Consider the following 14,080-nt stretch of genomic DNA (forward strand, 5'->3'; position numbering starts at 1 on the left):
GGCTGCCCGCTTGGCCTTAGCGTCTGCGGGTGAGGAGGTGCTAGGATACTGATCCGTTTTACTGGCGGCCACGCCTATCAGGCCTTTGACGATCAGACGACGTTTGGTCGGGCAGTATAGGAGCCCGTTTGGAAGTTTGGATTTATCCCGGTAAATTTCGTTTTTTTGCCGATTTTCCCGTTCCAGACCCGAGTTAAGACGAAATTTCCGAGGTGTGCTTTACCCTCGGGAGCAAGTTGCGTGCGAACAAGCTGGCAAAAGAACAGTCTGTATCACACCGAATATTATTTGCCGGGGCGCCACAGTGGCGCGTCGCTACGATGAGATAGCCGTCCTCCATGTTTGGTTCCAACGACGACAAGAAGAACCCAGCTGCGGCTGGCGAGAAAAAAGGCCTGTTCGGATGGCTGCGCAGAAAGCCGCAGGAACCCGTGGTGGAACAGCCCGCGCCTGCCCCTGAAATCACCCCCGAGCCGTTGATTGAGGCCGCTCCTGTGGTCGTCGAGGCAACGCCCGAAGTGGTTGTGGTGGCCGCTGCACCCGCGGTTGAGCCAGCCATTGAGCCGACTGTCGCCCATGAGCCGACGCCATGGCCGCCGCTGCCTGTTCCCGAAGAGCCGGTAGCACTGGTTGTCGACGTGCAGGCGCCGCATGTCGTGCCGCCGATCCCTGAACCTGAGGTCTTTGCTCCCGAGCTGGTGATCGCCCCTGAACCTGTGGTTGAAGTGCCCGAGGTGGTTGAAACCATCGCAGAGCCAGAGCCAGAGCCAGAGCCAGAGCCAGAGCCAGAGCCGGTCGTAGCTCCGGTGGTGGTGCCTGCTCCGGTAGCAGCGGTAGCTGTCACGGCTGAGCCGAAAACCGGCTTCTTCGCCCGCCTCAAACAGGGCCTGTCCAAGACCAGCGCCAGTATCGGCGAAGGCATGGCCAGCCTGTTTCTGGGCAAAAAGACCATCGATGACGATTTGCTCGAAGAGATCGAAACCCGCTTGCTGACTGCCGATGTGGGCGTTGAAGCAACGTCGGTGATTATCAAGAACCTCACGCAGAAGGTTGCCCGCAAGCAACTGACCGATGCCGATGCGTTGTACAAATCGTTGCAGGCCGAGCTGGCTGCCATGCTCAACCCTGTTGAAAAACCGCTGAAAATCGAAGCTACCAACAAGCCGTTCGTGATTTTGGTGGTGGGCGTCAACGGTGCGGGTAAAACCACCACCATCGGCAAACTGGCGAAAAAGCTGCAGCTGGAAGGCAAAAAAGTCATGCTGGCGGCCGGTGATACCTTCCGCGCTGCTGCTGTCGAGCAGTTGCAGGTGTGGGGCGAGCGCAACAATATCCCGGTAATTGCCCAGCACACGGGCGCGGACTCGGCTTCGGTGATTTTCGACGCCGTACAGGCGGCCAAGGCCCGCGGCATCGACGTGTTGATTGCCGATACCGCCGGGCGCCTGCACACCAAAGACAACCTGATGGAAGAGCTGAAAAAAGTTCGCCGCGTGATGGGCAAGCTCGACGAAGATGCCCCGCACGAAGTGCTGCTGGTGCTGGATGCCGGTACCGGGCAAAACGCTATCAACCAGACCAAGCAATTCAATCAGACCGTTGAGGTCACAGGCCTGGCGCTGACCAAGCTTGATGGCACGGCCAAGGGCGGGGTGATTTTCGCCCTGGCCAAGCAATTCAACATTCCGATTCGTTATATCGGGGTGGGTGAAGGCATCGATGATTTGCGTGATTTTGAGTCCGAACCCTTTGTCCAGGCTCTATTTGCGGAGCGGGAGCGTCCATGATTCGTTTCGAGCAGGTCGGTAAGCGCTATCCAAATGGACACGTGGGCCTGCACGAGCTGAGCTTTCGGGTCCGCCGCGGCGAGTTCCTCTTTGTAACCGGCCACTCCGGCGCAGGCAAAAGTACCTTGCTGCGCCTGTTGCTGGCGATGGAGCGCCCTACCACTGGCAAATTGCTGCTGGCGGGGCAGGACCTGGGTCAGATCAGCAACGCGCAGATTCCTTTCTTGCGTCGCCAGATCGGCGTGGTGTTTCAGAACCACCAGTTGCTGTTTGATCGCACGGTGTTCAACAACGTCGCCCTGCCGCTGCAAATTCTCGGGTTGTCCAAGCCGGAAATCGCCAAGCGTGTCGACTCGGCACTGGAGCGCGTAGCGCTGTCGGACAAAACCGACCTGTACCCCGGCGACTTGTCCACGGGTCAGCAACAGCGCGTCGGCATTGCCCGGGCCATCGTCCATCGCCCGGCCTTGCTGCTGGCCGATGAACCTACCGGTAACCTCGACCCGCGTCTGGCGGCGGAAATCATGGGCGTATTCGAAGACATCAACCGTTTGGGTACCAGCGTACTGATTGCCAGCCATGACCTGGCGCTGATCGCGCGTATGCGCCACCGCATGCTGACCTTGCAGCGCGGACGATTGATCGGTGACGGGGAGGCCGCGCAATGAGTGCAACCCGTAGTTCCAAGGTCTCCGAGCGCGTAGCGCCCAAGGCTGCCGATCCGCAGCCACCGAAGAAAAAACACGACGATGATGACGGTCCCGGTTTCGGGATGTTGTTCAACGCCTGGGTTGAGTCCCACCGCGCCAGCCTGCTCGACAGCCTGCGCCGTTTGGGCAAGCAGCCGATCGGCAGTTTTTTTACCTGTCTGGTGATGGCGGTTGCCCTGAGCTTGCCCATGGGCTTGTCGTTGTTGCTCAACAACGTCGAGCGCCTGGGCGGTTCTTGGCAGCGTGCGGCGCAGATCTCGCTGTACTTGCATATAGATGCCAGCAGCGAACAAGGTGAAAAACTCAGCGATCAGATAAAAGGTATGGCAGGGGTGGCTGACGCTGAATTCATCAGCCGCGAAAAAGCCCTCGAAGAGTTCCAGCAGCAGTCAGGGTTGGGCGAAGCGCTTAAGGAACTGCCCGATAACCCGTTGCCGGGCGTGGTGCTGGTGACCCCCGATGAGGTCGATAAAGCCACCCTTGAAGCCCTCCGCGAGCGTCTTTCGGAGCTGCCGCAGGTGCAACAGGCTCAACTTGATCTAGTCTGGGTCGAGCGCTTGGCGGCCATCCTGAAATTGGGTGATCGTTTTGTGTTTGGCTTGACGGTATTGCTGGTATCGGCTTTGCTGCTGGTTATCGGTAATACGATTCGTTTGCATATCGAAAACCGTCGCATCGAAATCGAAGTCATCAAGCTGGTCGGTGGTACGGACAGCTATGTGCGCAGGCCGTTTCTGTATATGGGCGCACTTTATGGTTTTGGTGCGGGTGTATTGTCCTGGGGCGTTTTGGCATTCGGCTTGAACTGGCTCAACGACGCGGTTGTGGGACTGGCCGGGTTGTACGGCAGCAATTTTGCCTTGGCCGGTGTGCCGGTAGCCGATGGTCTGTCTCTCTTGCTTGGCGCGGTGCTGTTAGGGTATATCGGTGCATGGATTGCAGTAGCGCGTCACTTACGTGAGCTTTCGCCTAAGTAGTTTCTTTTACACCTGTTGACCTTTTCAGCTTTTTTTGGGAACTTTTTTCCAGGTTTCCGGTCAACTTTCGCAGTGCTGAACTGCACGAGTTATGTAAGACGGAGGTTTTTTCGTATGACCACTTCTTTGCAACCTGCGTATGCGTTGGTCCCTGGTGCGAACCTTGAGGCCTATGTAAATACGGTGAACAGCATTCCATTGCTGACACCGGAGCAGGAGCGTGAACTGGCCGAGAGTCTCTACTATGAGCAGGATTTGGGGGCGGCTCGGCAGATGGTGCTCGCCCACCTGCGTTTTGTTGTACACATTGCCCGTAGCTATTCGGGCTATGGCCTGGCTCAGGCAGACCTGATCCAGGAAGGCAACGTCGGCCTGATGAAGGCGGTCAAACGCTTTAACCCTGAAATGGGCGTACGTCTGGTGTCGTTCGCGGTGCACTGGATCAAGGCAGAGATCCATGAGTTCATCCTGCGTAACTGGCGGATCGTGAAAGTCGCGACCACCAAGGCTCAGCGCAAACTGTTCTTCAACCTGCGCAGCCAGAAAAAACGTCTGGCCTGGCTGAACAACGATGAAGTTCATCGTGTGGCTGAAAGCCTTGGCGTAGAGCCTCGTGAAGTCCGCGAGATGGAAAGCCGCCTGACCGGCCATGACATGGCGTTCGACCCGGCGGCCGAAGCTGACGACGACAGTGCGTTCCAGTCGCCAGCCAACTATCTGGAAGACCACCGGTACGACCCGGCGCGCCAACTGGAAGATGCTGACTGGACCGATAACTCCACCAGCAACCTGCATGAAGCGCTGGAAGTACTGGACGACCGCAGCCGTGACATTCTGTATCAGCGCTGGCTGGCTGAAGAGAAAGCCACGCTGCATGACCTGGCACAGAAGTACAACGTGTCTGCAGAGCGGATTCGTCAGCTCGAAAAAAGCGCGATGAACAAGCTCAAACTGTCGATTGCCGCCTAATCCGGTCCGATAAAAAAATGCCCCGGCTCGCAAGAGTCGGGGCGTTTTTGTTTGTGTTGCAGTTGCGTTCATTCTACGGCGCAGATCGTGTGGGAGCGGGCTTGCTCGCGATGTCATCACTGCGGTTTGCCTGACAAACCGAGTGCTCCGCATCGCGAGCAAGCCCGCTCCCACAAACTCATGTGCAGCTTCAGTCAGCCCAGGGCGCCTTGCGCGAGTTGTTCAGGTTGTCGAGGTAGCTATCCCCGCCCAATTGGCGCATTTGCTGGCGGATCCAGCCTGCGCGGCGGCTCACGTAGGTGCTGGGGTGGCCGGCGCTCCAGTTCAGCGGGCTGGGCAGTACCGCCGCCAGATAACTGGCCTGCTGACGCGAAAGGTTTTTGGCGCTGACACCAAAGTGATGCTGCGCCGCTGCCTCGGCGCCGAACACGCCTTCATCCCATTCCGCGCTGTTGAGGTACACCTCAAGAATCCGCTGCTTGGGCCAGAGCACTTCAATCAGCCCGGTGAACCAGGCTTCCAGCCCCTTGCGCAACCAGCTGCGGCCCGACCACAGGAACAGGTTTTTCGACACTTGCTGGCTCAAGGTGCTGGCGCCGCGCAACGTGCCGCCTTCCCCGTTGTGTACCAGGGCGGCCCGAATGGCACTGAAGTCAAAGCCCCAGTGGTCAGGGAATTTCTGGTCTTCGCCGGCAATGACCGCAACTTTCAGCTCGTTGGAGATTTCATCCCAGGGCCGCCAGCTGCGTTGCAGGTCGATGGGCTCACCGTCGAGCCACGAATCGATCTTGCGCTCGACCATCAACGCGGTACCGGGGGGTGGTATCCAGCGCAAAACCAGTACCAGCAATGCGCTGCCCACTGCGAACCAGAGCAGGGCTTTAAGAAAGCGATGAACAAGAAAACGCAGCATAGATGGCTTGGCCGAACCCGTTGAGCGGGCCATTATACAGACCCTGCGCCCTTCGATGATCCTGACTGGAGTTACCCATGTTGCGCACTTTTTTGATGCTGGCCGCGTTCTTCGGCTTCACCGGCGTTGCTCTGGGGGCTTTTGCGGCCCATGGCCTGAAAGGTCGTCTGACTGAGCAATACCTGGCCATTTTCCATACCGGCGTAACCTACCAATTGGTACACACCCTGGCCCTGTTCGGCGTGGCTCTGCTTGCCACCCATCTGCCCGGCCGTCTCGTGACCTGGGCCGGTATCTGTTTCGCCCTGGGGATCGTGCTGTTTTCCGGCAGTCTGTACCTGCTGACCATGACCGGCGTGAGCAAGCTGGGGATCATTACTCCCTTCGGCGGGCTGGCATTTCTGGCGGGCTGGCTGTGTTTGGGGCTGGCCGCCTGGCGCCTGAGCTGAGACCACAAGATGAATGGCTTGGGTCGACCTGACTGATCGGGCTAGAATGCTGGCCCCTTAAAATGAAGGCAGCGTCGCGCATGCTCATTCAGTTGAACGGTGAATCCTTTGAACTACCGGACGGTGAGACCGTTGCGGACCTGCTGGCACGTCAGGAGCTGACCGGCCGCAGGGTTGCGGTCGAGCTGAACCTGGACATTGTCCCGCGCAGCCAGCACGCCGAGACGGTACTCAAAGCAGGCGATCAGGTCGAAGTGGTGCACGCCATCGGTGGCGGCTAGGTTTTGCCCCCGCGTCATGCTCGCCCCACAGTGCACACAATTAAAGAGGATTCCCGATGAGCAACGTTCGCAGCGACAAGCCTTTTATCCTGGCCGGCCGTACTTACCAGTCGCGTCTGCTGGTGGGCACCGGCAAGTACCGTGACCTTGAAGAAACCCGCCTGGCCATCGAGGCCTCGGGTGCTGAAATCGTCACCGTTGCTGTGCGCCGTACCAACATCGGGCAGAACCCGGGTGAGCCGAACCTGCTCGACGTGTTGCCGCCGGATCGCTACACCATCCTGCCCAACACCGCCGGTTGCTATGACGCGGTAGAAGCCGTGCGGACCTGTCGCCTGGCCCGCGAACTGCTCGACGGGCACAAGCTGGTCAAGCTCGAAGTACTGGCCGACCAGAAAACCCTGTTCCCTAACGTCATCGAAACCCTCAAGGCCGCCGAGATTCTGGTCAAGGACGGTTTCGACGTGATGGTTTACACCAGTGATGACCCGATCATTGCCCGCGAGCTTGAAGCCATGGGCTGTATCGCCGTGATGCCGCTGGCCGGCCTGATTGGCACCGGTTTGGGGATCTGTAACCCTTACAACCTGCGAATCATCCTGGAAGAAGCAAAAATCCCGGTGCTGGTCGATGCGGGTGTCGGTACTGCCTCCGACGCGACCATCGCCATGGAAATGGGCTGTGAGGCGGTGCTGATGAACTCGGCCATCGCCAACGCCCAGCACCCGATCATCATGGCCGAAGCCATGAAGCACGCCATTGTGGCGGGCCGTCTGGCGTATCTGGCCGGGCGCATGCCGAAAAAACTCTATGCCAGCGCCTCTTCGCCGCTGGATGGTCTGATCAAGTAAGAGCCACTGATGACTGAATCACTAGACACCCCAATCCCGGAAGAAGGCGAAGATCGCCAACACCGTCGCATCAAGAGTTTTGTGATGCGCGCCGGGCGCATGACCGAAGGCCAGCAACGCGGCCTGGATCAAGGCACGCCACTGTACGTACTGCCGCTGGCTGACGCGCCGGTCGATTTCGATCAGGTGTTCGGTCGCTCGGCGCCGCGAACTCTGGAAATCGGCTTTGGCATGGGCCATTCCCTGCTGGAAATGGCGGCTTCTTCGCCTGAGCAGGACTTCATTGGTGTAGAGGTTCACCGCCCGGGTGTTGGCGCGCTGCTCAATGGCGTACTGACCCAGGGCCTGACCAATCTGCGGGTTTACGATTGCGATGCGATCGAAGTCCTGACCCGTTGCGTGGCCGACAATAGCCTTGACCGTCTGCTGTTGTTCTTTCCGGACCCTTGGCACAAGAGCCGTCACCACAAGCGCCGGATCGTGCAAGCGTCCTTCGCTGAACTGGTGCGCTCCAAGCTCAAGGTTGGCGGCGTGCTGCACATGGCTACCGACTGGGAACCGTATGCTGAATACATGCTGGAAGTGATGAACGTCGCCCCGGGCTACCGCAACCTGGCCGAAGATGGCCTGTGCGTGCCGCGTCCACCAGAGCGGCCGGTGACCAAGTTCGAACGCCGCGGCGAACGTCTGGGTCATGGCGTGTGGGACTTGAAGTTCGAAAAACTGGCGTAAGCGGTTTTTCTGATACCGGCCTCACCCCGCTTTGGGGCCGGTCAAGATGTGGGAGCGGGCTTGCTCGCGATGCATATGGCGCGGTCTACCTGCCGACCCCGGCGATACTGTCGCGAGCAAGCCCGCTCCCACAGCGGTTATGTGGTCTCAGCGCCGATCCGCAACAACCCCGATCAACACCAGTACAACCAACAACACCGGCGCCAGGCTGTAGTTATTGAACTGGCTCAGACCGCGTTCGACCCACGGCGTGGCGTAGATCAAGGCGGCACCGCTGCCGATCAGGCACAACAATGCCATCAATGGCACGCGCAGGGCCCCGGCGATGCTGCCCAGGCGTTGCTCGACCCAACCCTTGAAATCGGCACCAAACAGCACCAGCAAGCAGCCAATCAGGGCCAGAGCGATCTCCGAGAGGTGGCTGCGGCTCCAGCGCGATACGGTGGCAAGCAGGTCGAGTACCAAGTCCATTCGAGTTCCTTAGGTCAAAAAGTGCTGCAGCAAGTCGTTGAGAAACAGCTGGCCTCGGGCAGTTGCCGCCAGACGTGACGGTTCGACCTGCAATAAGCCACTTTGTTCGGCAGCTTCGCGTCCTGTTTTCAGGCTATCGAGCGCCAGTCCTGTGCGCTGGGGGTAAAGCGCAGAGTCGACGCCATCGGTCAGGCGCAAGGCGTTCATTAGAAACTCAAAGGGTAGTTCTTCGGCTGTAAGTGTTTTCTCGCCTGCCTGAAAGTTTTTGGCTGGATTGAGGTAGTCCTTTGGTAGGCGGGTTTTCCAGGTGCGCTGGATACGGCCATCGGGATGGCTCAGTTTGCCGTGGGCACCGGCGCCGATGCCGATAAAGTCGCCAAAGCTCCAGTAGTTGAGGTTGTGCCGCGCCGGGCGACCGGGCTGGGCATAAGCCGAGACTTCGTACTGGGTGTAACCGTGTTCGGCGAGCAGCGCCTGGCCGGCTTCCTGGATGTCCCACAGTGTGTCGTCTTCGGGCAGGGTCGGTGGCTGGTTCCAGAACACCGTGTTGGGCTCCAGGGTCAGCTGATACCACGACAGGTGCGTCGGCTTGAGGGCGATAGCCTGGCGCAGGTCGCTCAGGGCATCGTCCAGCGACTGATCGGGCAAACCGTGCATCAGGTCCAGGTTGAAGTTGTCAAAGCCCGCCTGGCGGGCCATACCGGCCGCACGTACGGCTTCGTCACCATTGTGGATACGGCCCAGGGCCTTGAGCTTTTGTTCCTGGAAGCTCTGGATACCAATCGACAGGCGATTGATCCCCAGCTTGCGGTAGGCCACGAACTTTTCCTGCTCGAAGGTACCGGGGTTGGCTTCGAGGGTGATTTCGATGTCGCCGGCGAACGGAATGCGGGCTTCAACCCCTTTGAGCAGACGGCCCAGCGCCTGGGCGCTGAACAGGCTCGGGGTGCCGCCGCCGAAAAAGATCGAGCTCAGCTCACGGCCATACACGGCGTGCAGGTCTTGATCGAGGTCGGCCAGCAGCGCGTCGACGTATTCGTCTTCAGGCAGTACGGGGCTGGCGGTATGGGAGTTGAAGTCGCAATACGGGCATTTGCGCACGCACCACGGAATATGGATGTACAGCGACAGCGGCGGCAGTTGCGTCAGCGGCGCGCGCGGCGCCTGCTGAGTAAAGCCAGCCTCACTGAGATAGAGCGGCTGGGGAGGTGTGTCGTGGGTCATTTCAGGCCCAAGCGCTGACGCAGCATGACCATGGCGCGGGCGCGATGGCTCAGCTGGTTCTTTTCGTTGGGGCTCAGTTCGGCGCTGGAGCAGTTGCGCTCGGGTACCCAGAACAGCGGGTCGTAACCAAAACCGTGCCCGCCACTGGCGGCAGGCAGGATGCGGCCTTGCCACAGGCCCTCACAGATAATTGGCAGTGGATCATCGGCATGGCGCACCAACGCCAGCACGCACACGAACTGCGCGCCACGCTCGGCTTCGGGCACGTCCTTGAGGGCGTCGAGCAGTTTGGCGTTGTTTGCCGCATCACCCTTGCCGTCGGCATAACGCGCCGAGTAAATACCCGGCGCGCCGCCGAGAAAGTCCACAGCCAGCCCCGAGTCGTCAGCCAGTGCTGGCAGCCCCGAGATACGCGCCGCGTTGCGGGCTTTAAGAATCGCGTTTTCAACAAACGACAAACCGGTTTCATCCGGTTCGACGCTGCTGAATTCTCCAATCGAGCGCAGTTGCACCGACTCGCCGAGCATGGCCTGAAGTTCTTTGAGTTTGCCGGCGTTATGGCTAGCCAGTACCAATTGCGTGATGTTCATCATTAGAGCGGAGCGACCAGTTGAGAGAATTTTAAGTCTGAAGTTTCGCCGTTGATCTTGAGCTCAATGTCAAAAACAAAGGTTTGAGGCTTATTGACCGGGAACTGGGCGAAATAATCGATCGCGCCGCTGTCATCGATCACTTGCTTGAAGGTCAGGGGGATGGCTTTTTTCTCGCCCTCTGCGCGCACGGTACCTTTGATCGTACTGGCGACTTTTTTACCGGCCGTGTCCAGGTTGATGTTCAGCCCGCCGAGCTGTTTGCTGCGTTCCAGCTTGTACTTTTGGGCGATGGCGGGGGACAGGAAGTCCGACATGTAGGCGTTGTAATTCACTTTTGTCTGGCCGACGACCAGGGCTCCGGCCGCCATTGCCTGCATGCCAAAACACATCGAAAGCAGTAGTAATCCAATACGACCCATCATTGTCTTTCTCCTTGAGCTCGCTGATTTAAACCGCGACCTGATGATCCTGAAGGCCAGGGCTGCTGACACGATAAATGCCAATCTCGCCCAACAGGTTAGGCCATATCTTGCTCGCCCACCCGTGTCGGTGTTGTTGATCTACGGCAAGGCGGTTGATCACGCGTGCTTCACGCCCGCGACACAGTGCCTCGAAGTCTTCGAAGGTGCAGAAGTGGATGTTCGGCGTGTTGTACCAGGTGTAGGGCAAAAAGTCGGATACCGGCATCCGTCCCTTGCTGGCCAGGTACCAGCGGCAGCGCCAGTGACCGAAGTTGGGGAAGGTGATGATGCACTGGCGACCCACGCGCAGCATTTCGTCGAGGATCCGGTCGGGGTAATGCACGGCTTGCAGCGCCTGGGTCATAACCACGATGTCGAAACTGTTGCTGGCGAAGTTGCCCAGGCCCTTGTCGAGGTCTTGCTCGATAACGTTGATCCCTTTGGCGACACACTCGGCGATGTTGTCCGGGTCGTTTTCCAGGCCGTAGCCGGTGACTTGCTTGTTATCGCGCAGCCAGCTCAGCAGTTCGCCATCACCACAACCGAGGTCGAGCACGCGGCTGCCGGCGGGGATCCAGTCTTGGATGATTTCCAGGTCGGCTCTCATGGCGTTCTCACAGTTCTATGCGGTTCATGTAATTGCTGAAGGCTTGCAGGTAGCGGGGGATCGGGATCAGGAAGGCGTCATGGCCTTGCGGAGCATCGATCTCCAGGTAGCACACGTCTTTTTTCGCGGCCATCAGTGCATCCACCAGTTCCCGCGAACGGGCCGGCGAGAAGCGCCAGTCGGTGGTGAACGACATCACGCAGAAACGCGCCTTGGCCCCGGCAAAGGTTTTGGCCAGGTCGTCGTCGAAATTGGCCGCCGGGTCGAAGTAGTCCAGCGCCTTGGTCATCAACAGGTAGGTATTGGCGTCGAAGCGCCCGGAGAACTCTTCGCCCTGATAGCGCAGGTAGCTCTCGACCTGGAACTCCACGCTGTGGAAGTCGTAGTTGAGGTTTTCGTTCTTCAGCCCCCGGCCGAACTTCTCGCCCATCGAGTCATCGGACAGGTAAGTGATGTGCCCCACCATGCGCGCCAGCATCAGGCCGCGCTTGGGGATCAGGCCTTTTTCCTGGAACGAACCGCCGTGGAATTCGGGGTCGGTGAGGATTGCCTGACGGGCGACTTCATTGAACGCGATATTTTGCGCGGACAGCTTTGGCGCAGAAGCAATGGCCAGGCAATGGCGCAGGCGATCCGGGTAGCTGATGCTCCACTGCAAGGCCTGCATGCCGCCCAGGCTGCCACCGATCACGGCCGCCCATTGGTTGATACCCAACCGGTCAGCCAGACGTGCCTGGCTGTGCACCCAGTCTTCAACGGTCAGTACCGGGAACTCGGCGCCAAACGGGCGGCCGGTTTCGGGGTTGATGCTGCTCGGGCCGGTAGAGCCGTTGCAGCCGCCAAGGTTGTTCAGGCTGACGACAAAGAACTTGTTGGTATCAATCGGCTTGCCGGGGCCGATGCAGCTGTCCCACCAGCCGGGCTTGCGCTCGTCGACGCTGTGAAAGCCCGCCGCGTGGTGGTGCCCGGACAGCGCGTGACAGATCAGCACGGCATTGCTGCCCGTGGCATTGAGCTGGCCGTAGGTTTCGTAAATCAGGTCATAGGCAGGCAGTGAGCGGCCGCAGGCTAAAGCCAGGGGCTCGTTGAAGTGCGCAGTTTGCGGCACAACCAGACCAACGGAATCGGGGGGAAAGGCAGCTGGCATCGACCCTGCTCTCATTTAAATGAGGCGTAAGTCTAATGAGCGTGGGACCCAGCAGCAAGCAATGGTCTGGGCTGATTTTATGACGTGTGTGCAAACGATGTAGGAGCAGGCTTGCTCGCGATACAGGCAGCACGGTGTATCTGCCTGATTGAGTTGATGCCATCGCGAGCAAGCCCGCTCCCACAGGTTCAGGGTCTGGCCAGCCCCGGCAAATCCGGCAGTTTTTTCGGGGCGTGCACCCGCACCCGTTTCTGCCGGTTGAGTTCGCCGCTGATCAGGCTTACCTGGCTTTTCGAGATGCCGAATGCCTTGGCCAGAAAAGCCGTCAGGTGGGCATTGGCCTTGCCTTCTACCGGTGGGGCGGTGAGGCGGATTTTCAGGCGGTCACCGTGCAGGCCGGCAAACTCATCGCTGCTGGCCTTGGGTTGCAGGTGACAGTCGAGAATCAGGTCCTCGCCGTCCCAGCGGAAGTAGCTCATCAGATCAGGCCGAACAACACGACCGGCATGCCGACGTACATGGCCAATGGCGGGATCACGAAGCTCTGGATCAGCTGGATCAACATGAATGCCAGGATCGGCGAGATATCCAGGCCGCCCATGCTTGGCAGGAAGCGGCGCAAGGGTGCCAGCGCAGGTTCGGTGATCTGGTTGACCAGTTCAGCGCCCGGGCTGGTGCTGCCCGGTGCAACCCACGACAGGATCACGCTGATGATCAGGGCGAAGAAGAACACCTTCAAAAACAGCGCGGTCACGCCGATGATCGCCCAGGCCAGCAGGCCCAGCACGTTGAACGACATGTAGCTGAGTGTCAGCACGACGGCGAAGATCACCATTTGTACGACGATGGCCAGCACCAGTGACGACATGTCCAGGCCGAACACGCTCGGGATCACGCGGCGCAAAGGCTTGAGCAGTGGCTGCGTAGCCTTGACCGTGAACTGGCACAGCGGGTTGTAGAAGTTGGCACGTACCAGTTGCAGGATGAACCGCAGCAGGACGATCAGCAGGTAGAGGCTACCCAGGGTTTGAATTACAAAAATGGCAGCGCCATTAAGTCCGGACATCATGTGCTCCTTATTGACCCAGTTGTTCGGCCATTTCGGCCGAGCGGTGCGCGGCGGCACTCAATGCTTTTTCGACCATGGTTGCAAAACCATCGGCCTGGAATGATTTGATCGCGGCTTCGGTGGTCCCGGCTGGCGAGGTCACGCGGCGGCGCAATTCGGCGGCGTCGACATCGCTGCCCACGGCCATGTGCGCGGCGCCCAGCGCAGTTTGCTCGGCAAGCTGCTTGGCCACTTCGCGGGGCAGGCCGAGTTTGACGCCAGCGTCGGTCATCGCCTCGATCAGCAGGAAGAAATACGCCGGGCCACTGCCAGACACAGCGGTCACGGCATCGATCTGTGCTTCAGTCTCAACCCACACCACAACGCCCACGGCGCTTAACAGCTGGTCGGCCTGCTGGCGTTGCTCGGCGCTCACGTCGGAGGTGGCGAACAGACCGCTCACGCCCTTGCCCAGCAGTGCCGGGGTATTGGGCATGCAGCGCACCAGCGGTTGGCTGCCCAGCCAGTTAAGCAGGCTGGCGCAGGTGATGCCTGCGGCAATCGACACCAGCAGTTGATGCGGCAACAGATGCGGGCGCAGGTCCTGGCACACGGCCTTCATGGCCTGGGGCTTGACCGCGATCACAATCACATCGGCGCCCTGAATGGCCTGTGCGTTGTCGGCAAACAGTTCGATGCCCTGCTCGGCTGCCACTTTGGCCCGAGTCTCGGCGCCCGGATCGCTGGCGCGGATCTGTGCAGCATCCAGACCTTTGGCCAACAGGCCGCCGATCAGGCTGGTAGCCATGTTGCCGGCTCCGATAAAGGCAATACGCGTCTTGCTCATAACAGATCCTTAT

General features: G+C 59.6%; 18 protein-coding genes. 8 read left to right on the forward strand and 10 right to left on the reverse strand.

Annotation, left to right across the window (positions count from 1 at the left end; genetic code table 11):
• The first annotated feature begins 338 nt into the window (after positions 1 to 338).
• The 4 genes from ftsY to rpoH all read left to right on the forward strand — a co-directional run bounded on the left by ftsY (position 339) and on the right by rpoH (position 4,443).
• Positions 339 to 1,787, forward strand: coding sequence for a signal recognition particle-docking protein FtsY (gene ftsY, locus ACZRMS_RS05565; RefSeq protein ID WP_463994456.1), 1,449 nt, complete (start codon positions 339 to 341; stop codon positions 1,785 to 1,787).
• Entirely contained in the window at positions 1,784 to 2,455 is a 672-nt protein-coding gene (ftsE, locus tag ACZRMS_RS05570; RefSeq protein WP_004419735.1) for a cell division ATP-binding protein FtsE, read from the forward strand. The genes ftsY and ftsE overlap by 4 nt, the downstream gene beginning before the upstream one ends.
• Positions 2,452 to 3,474: a permease-like cell division protein FtsX gene (ftsX, locus tag ACZRMS_RS05575; protein ID WP_463994457.1), complete on the forward strand. Its 1,023-nt coding sequence runs from the start codon at positions 2,452 to 2,454 to the stop codon at positions 3,472 to 3,474. The genes ftsE and ftsX overlap by 4 nt, the downstream gene beginning before the upstream one ends.
• A gap of 114 nt (positions 3,475 to 3,588) precedes the next feature.
• Positions 3,589 to 4,443 carry an RNA polymerase sigma factor RpoH gene (gene rpoH / locus ACZRMS_RS05580; RefSeq protein ID WP_004419731.1) on the forward strand — a complete coding sequence of 285 codons (855 nt, stop codon included), beginning with the start codon at positions 3,589 to 3,591 and terminating at the stop codon, positions 4,441 to 4,443.
• A 190-nt stretch (positions 4,444 to 4,633) separates the two neighbouring features.
• On the opposite strand, the gene mtgA is transcribed toward rpoH, so the two are convergent.
• Positions 4,634 to 5,389 (reverse strand): monofunctional biosynthetic peptidoglycan transglycosylase, encoded by a 756-nt coding sequence (mtgA, locus tag ACZRMS_RS05585; protein WP_463994458.1) that lies wholly within the window; start codon positions 5,387 to 5,389, stop codon positions 4,634 to 4,636.
• A 44-nt stretch (positions 5,390 to 5,433) separates the two neighbouring features.
• Here mtgA and ACZRMS_RS05590 point away from each other — a divergent pair, with 44 nt between their 5' ends.
• The 4 genes from ACZRMS_RS05590 (at position 5,434) to trmB (ending at position 7,669) form a co-directional block, all read left to right on the forward strand.
• Positions 5,434 to 5,805, forward strand: a complete 372-nt coding sequence (locus tag ACZRMS_RS05590; protein WP_048361268.1) for a DUF423 domain-containing protein — start codon at positions 5,434 to 5,436, stop codon at positions 5,803 to 5,805.
• An 80-nt stretch (positions 5,806 to 5,885) separates the two neighbouring features.
• Positions 5,886 to 6,086, forward strand: coding sequence for a sulfur carrier protein ThiS (gene thiS / locus ACZRMS_RS05595; protein WP_016782550.1), 201 nt, complete (start codon positions 5,886 to 5,888; stop codon positions 6,084 to 6,086).
• A 56-nt stretch (positions 6,087 to 6,142) separates the two neighbouring features.
• Positions 6,143 to 6,937 carry a thiazole synthase gene (locus ACZRMS_RS05600; protein ID WP_048361267.1) on the forward strand — a complete coding sequence of 265 codons (795 nt, stop codon included), beginning with the start codon at positions 6,143 to 6,145 and terminating at the stop codon, positions 6,935 to 6,937.
• Between the two features lie 9 nt (positions 6,938 to 6,946).
• Entirely contained in the window at positions 6,947 to 7,669 is a 723-nt protein-coding gene (trmB, locus tag ACZRMS_RS05605) for a tRNA (guanosine(46)-N7)-methyltransferase TrmB (RefSeq protein ID WP_463994459.1), read from the forward strand.
• Positions 7,670 to 7,816: 147 nt separating this feature from the next.
• Here trmB and ACZRMS_RS05610 read toward each other — a convergent pair whose 3' ends face one another.
• From ACZRMS_RS05610 to proC, 9 genes are all read right to left on the reverse strand, one after another.
• The gene (locus ACZRMS_RS05610) at positions 7,817 to 8,140 is read right to left on the reverse strand and encodes a DUF3392 domain-containing protein (RefSeq protein WP_463994460.1); all 324 of its coding nucleotides are present in this window, start codon (positions 8,138 to 8,140) and stop codon (positions 7,817 to 7,819) included.
• 9 nt (positions 8,141 to 8,149) lie between these two features.
• Entirely contained in the window at positions 8,150 to 9,364 is a 1,215-nt protein-coding gene (hemW, locus tag ACZRMS_RS05615; RefSeq protein WP_463994461.1) for a radical SAM family heme chaperone HemW, read from the reverse strand.
• Positions 9,361 to 9,957, reverse strand: a complete 597-nt coding sequence (gene rdgB / locus ACZRMS_RS05620) for an RdgB/HAM1 family non-canonical purine NTP pyrophosphatase (protein ID WP_463994462.1) — start codon at positions 9,955 to 9,957, stop codon at positions 9,361 to 9,363. Before rdgB ends, hemW begins: the two co-directional genes overlap by 4 nt.
• Positions 9,957 to 10,379 (reverse strand): DUF4426 domain-containing protein, encoded by a 423-nt coding sequence (locus ACZRMS_RS05625; RefSeq protein WP_463994463.1) that lies wholly within the window; start codon positions 10,377 to 10,379, stop codon positions 9,957 to 9,959. The genes rdgB and ACZRMS_RS05625 overlap by 1 nt, the downstream gene beginning before the upstream one ends.
• Before the next feature lie 25 nt (positions 10,380 to 10,404).
• Positions 10,405 to 11,025, reverse strand: a complete 621-nt coding sequence (gene metW / locus ACZRMS_RS05630; RefSeq protein WP_133075164.1) for a methionine biosynthesis protein MetW — start codon at positions 11,023 to 11,025, stop codon at positions 10,405 to 10,407.
• Positions 11,026 to 11,032: 7 nt separating this feature from the next.
• Positions 11,033 to 12,172: a homoserine O-succinyltransferase MetX gene (metX, locus tag ACZRMS_RS05635; protein WP_463994464.1), complete on the reverse strand. Its 1,140-nt coding sequence runs from the start codon at positions 12,170 to 12,172 to the stop codon at positions 11,033 to 11,035.
• Between the two features lie 188 nt (positions 12,173 to 12,360).
• Entirely contained in the window at positions 12,361 to 12,651 is a 291-nt protein-coding gene (locus tag ACZRMS_RS05640) for a DUF167 domain-containing protein (protein WP_463994465.1), read from the reverse strand.
• Positions 12,651 to 13,238, reverse strand: a complete 588-nt coding sequence (locus ACZRMS_RS05645) for a YggT family protein (RefSeq protein ID WP_463994466.1) — start codon at positions 13,236 to 13,238, stop codon at positions 12,651 to 12,653. Before ACZRMS_RS05645 ends, ACZRMS_RS05640 begins: the two co-directional genes overlap by 1 nt.
• Positions 13,239 to 13,248: 10 nt before the next feature.
• Positions 13,249 to 14,067: a pyrroline-5-carboxylate reductase gene (gene proC, locus ACZRMS_RS05650; RefSeq protein WP_463994467.1), complete on the reverse strand. Its 819-nt coding sequence runs from the start codon at positions 14,065 to 14,067 to the stop codon at positions 13,249 to 13,251.
• Positions 14,068 to 14,080: the final 13 nt, after the last annotated feature.

It is taken from the genome of Pseudomonas sp. B424, from assembly GCF_055408345.1.

Bases quoted from the DNA above. Each gene is read 5' to 3' on its own strand.
- ftsY (WP_463994456.1), top strand. From the start codon at position 339: ATGTTTGGTTCCAACGACGACAAGAAGAACCCAGCTGCGGCTGGCGAG.
- ftsE (WP_004419735.1), top strand. From the start codon at position 1,784: ATGATTCGTTTCGAGCAGGTCGGTAAGCGCTATCCAAATGGACACGTG.
- ftsX (WP_463994457.1), top strand. From the start codon at position 2,452: ATGAGTGCAACCCGTAGTTCCAAGGTCTCCGAGCGCGTAGCGCCCAAG.
- rpoH (WP_004419731.1), top strand. From the start codon at position 3,589: ATGACCACTTCTTTGCAACCTGCGTATGCGTTGGTCCCTGGTGCGAAC.
- mtgA (WP_463994458.1), bottom strand. From the start codon at position 5,389: ATGGCCCGCTCAACGGGTTCGGCCAAGCCATCTATGCTGCGTTTTCTT.
- ACZRMS_RS05590 (WP_048361268.1), top strand. From the start codon at position 5,434: ATGTTGCGCACTTTTTTGATGCTGGCCGCGTTCTTCGGCTTCACCGGC.
- thiS (WP_016782550.1), top strand. From the start codon at position 5,886: ATGCTCATTCAGTTGAACGGTGAATCCTTTGAACTACCGGACGGTGAG.
- ACZRMS_RS05600 (WP_048361267.1), top strand. From the start codon at position 6,143: ATGAGCAACGTTCGCAGCGACAAGCCTTTTATCCTGGCCGGCCGTACT.
- trmB (WP_463994459.1), top strand. From the start codon at position 6,947: ATGACTGAATCACTAGACACCCCAATCCCGGAAGAAGGCGAAGATCGC.
- ACZRMS_RS05610 (WP_463994460.1), bottom strand. From the start codon at position 8,140: ATGGACTTGGTACTCGACCTGCTTGCCACCGTATCGCGCTGGAGCCGC.
- hemW (WP_463994461.1), bottom strand. From the start codon at position 9,364: ATGACCCACGACACACCTCCCCAGCCGCTCTATCTCAGTGAGGCTGGC.
- rdgB (WP_463994462.1), bottom strand. From the start codon at position 9,957: ATGATGAACATCACGCAATTGGTACTGGCTAGCCATAACGCCGGCAAA.
- ACZRMS_RS05625 (WP_463994463.1), bottom strand. From the start codon at position 10,379: ATGATGGGTCGTATTGGATTACTACTGCTTTCGATGTGTTTTGGCATG.
- metW (WP_133075164.1), bottom strand. From the start codon at position 11,025: ATGAGAGCCGACCTGGAAATCATCCAAGACTGGATCCCCGCCGGCAGC.
- metX (WP_463994464.1), bottom strand. From the start codon at position 12,172: ATGCCAGCTGCCTTTCCCCCCGATTCCGTTGGTCTGGTTGTGCCGCAA.
- ACZRMS_RS05640 (WP_463994465.1), bottom strand. From the start codon at position 12,651: ATGAGCTACTTCCGCTGGGACGGCGAGGACCTGATTCTCGACTGTCAC.
- ACZRMS_RS05645 (WP_463994466.1), bottom strand. From the start codon at position 13,238: ATGTCCGGACTTAATGGCGCTGCCATTTTTGTAATTCAAACCCTGGGT.
- proC (WP_463994467.1), bottom strand. From the start codon at position 14,067: ATGAGCAAGACGCGTATTGCCTTTATCGGAGCCGGCAACATGGCTACC.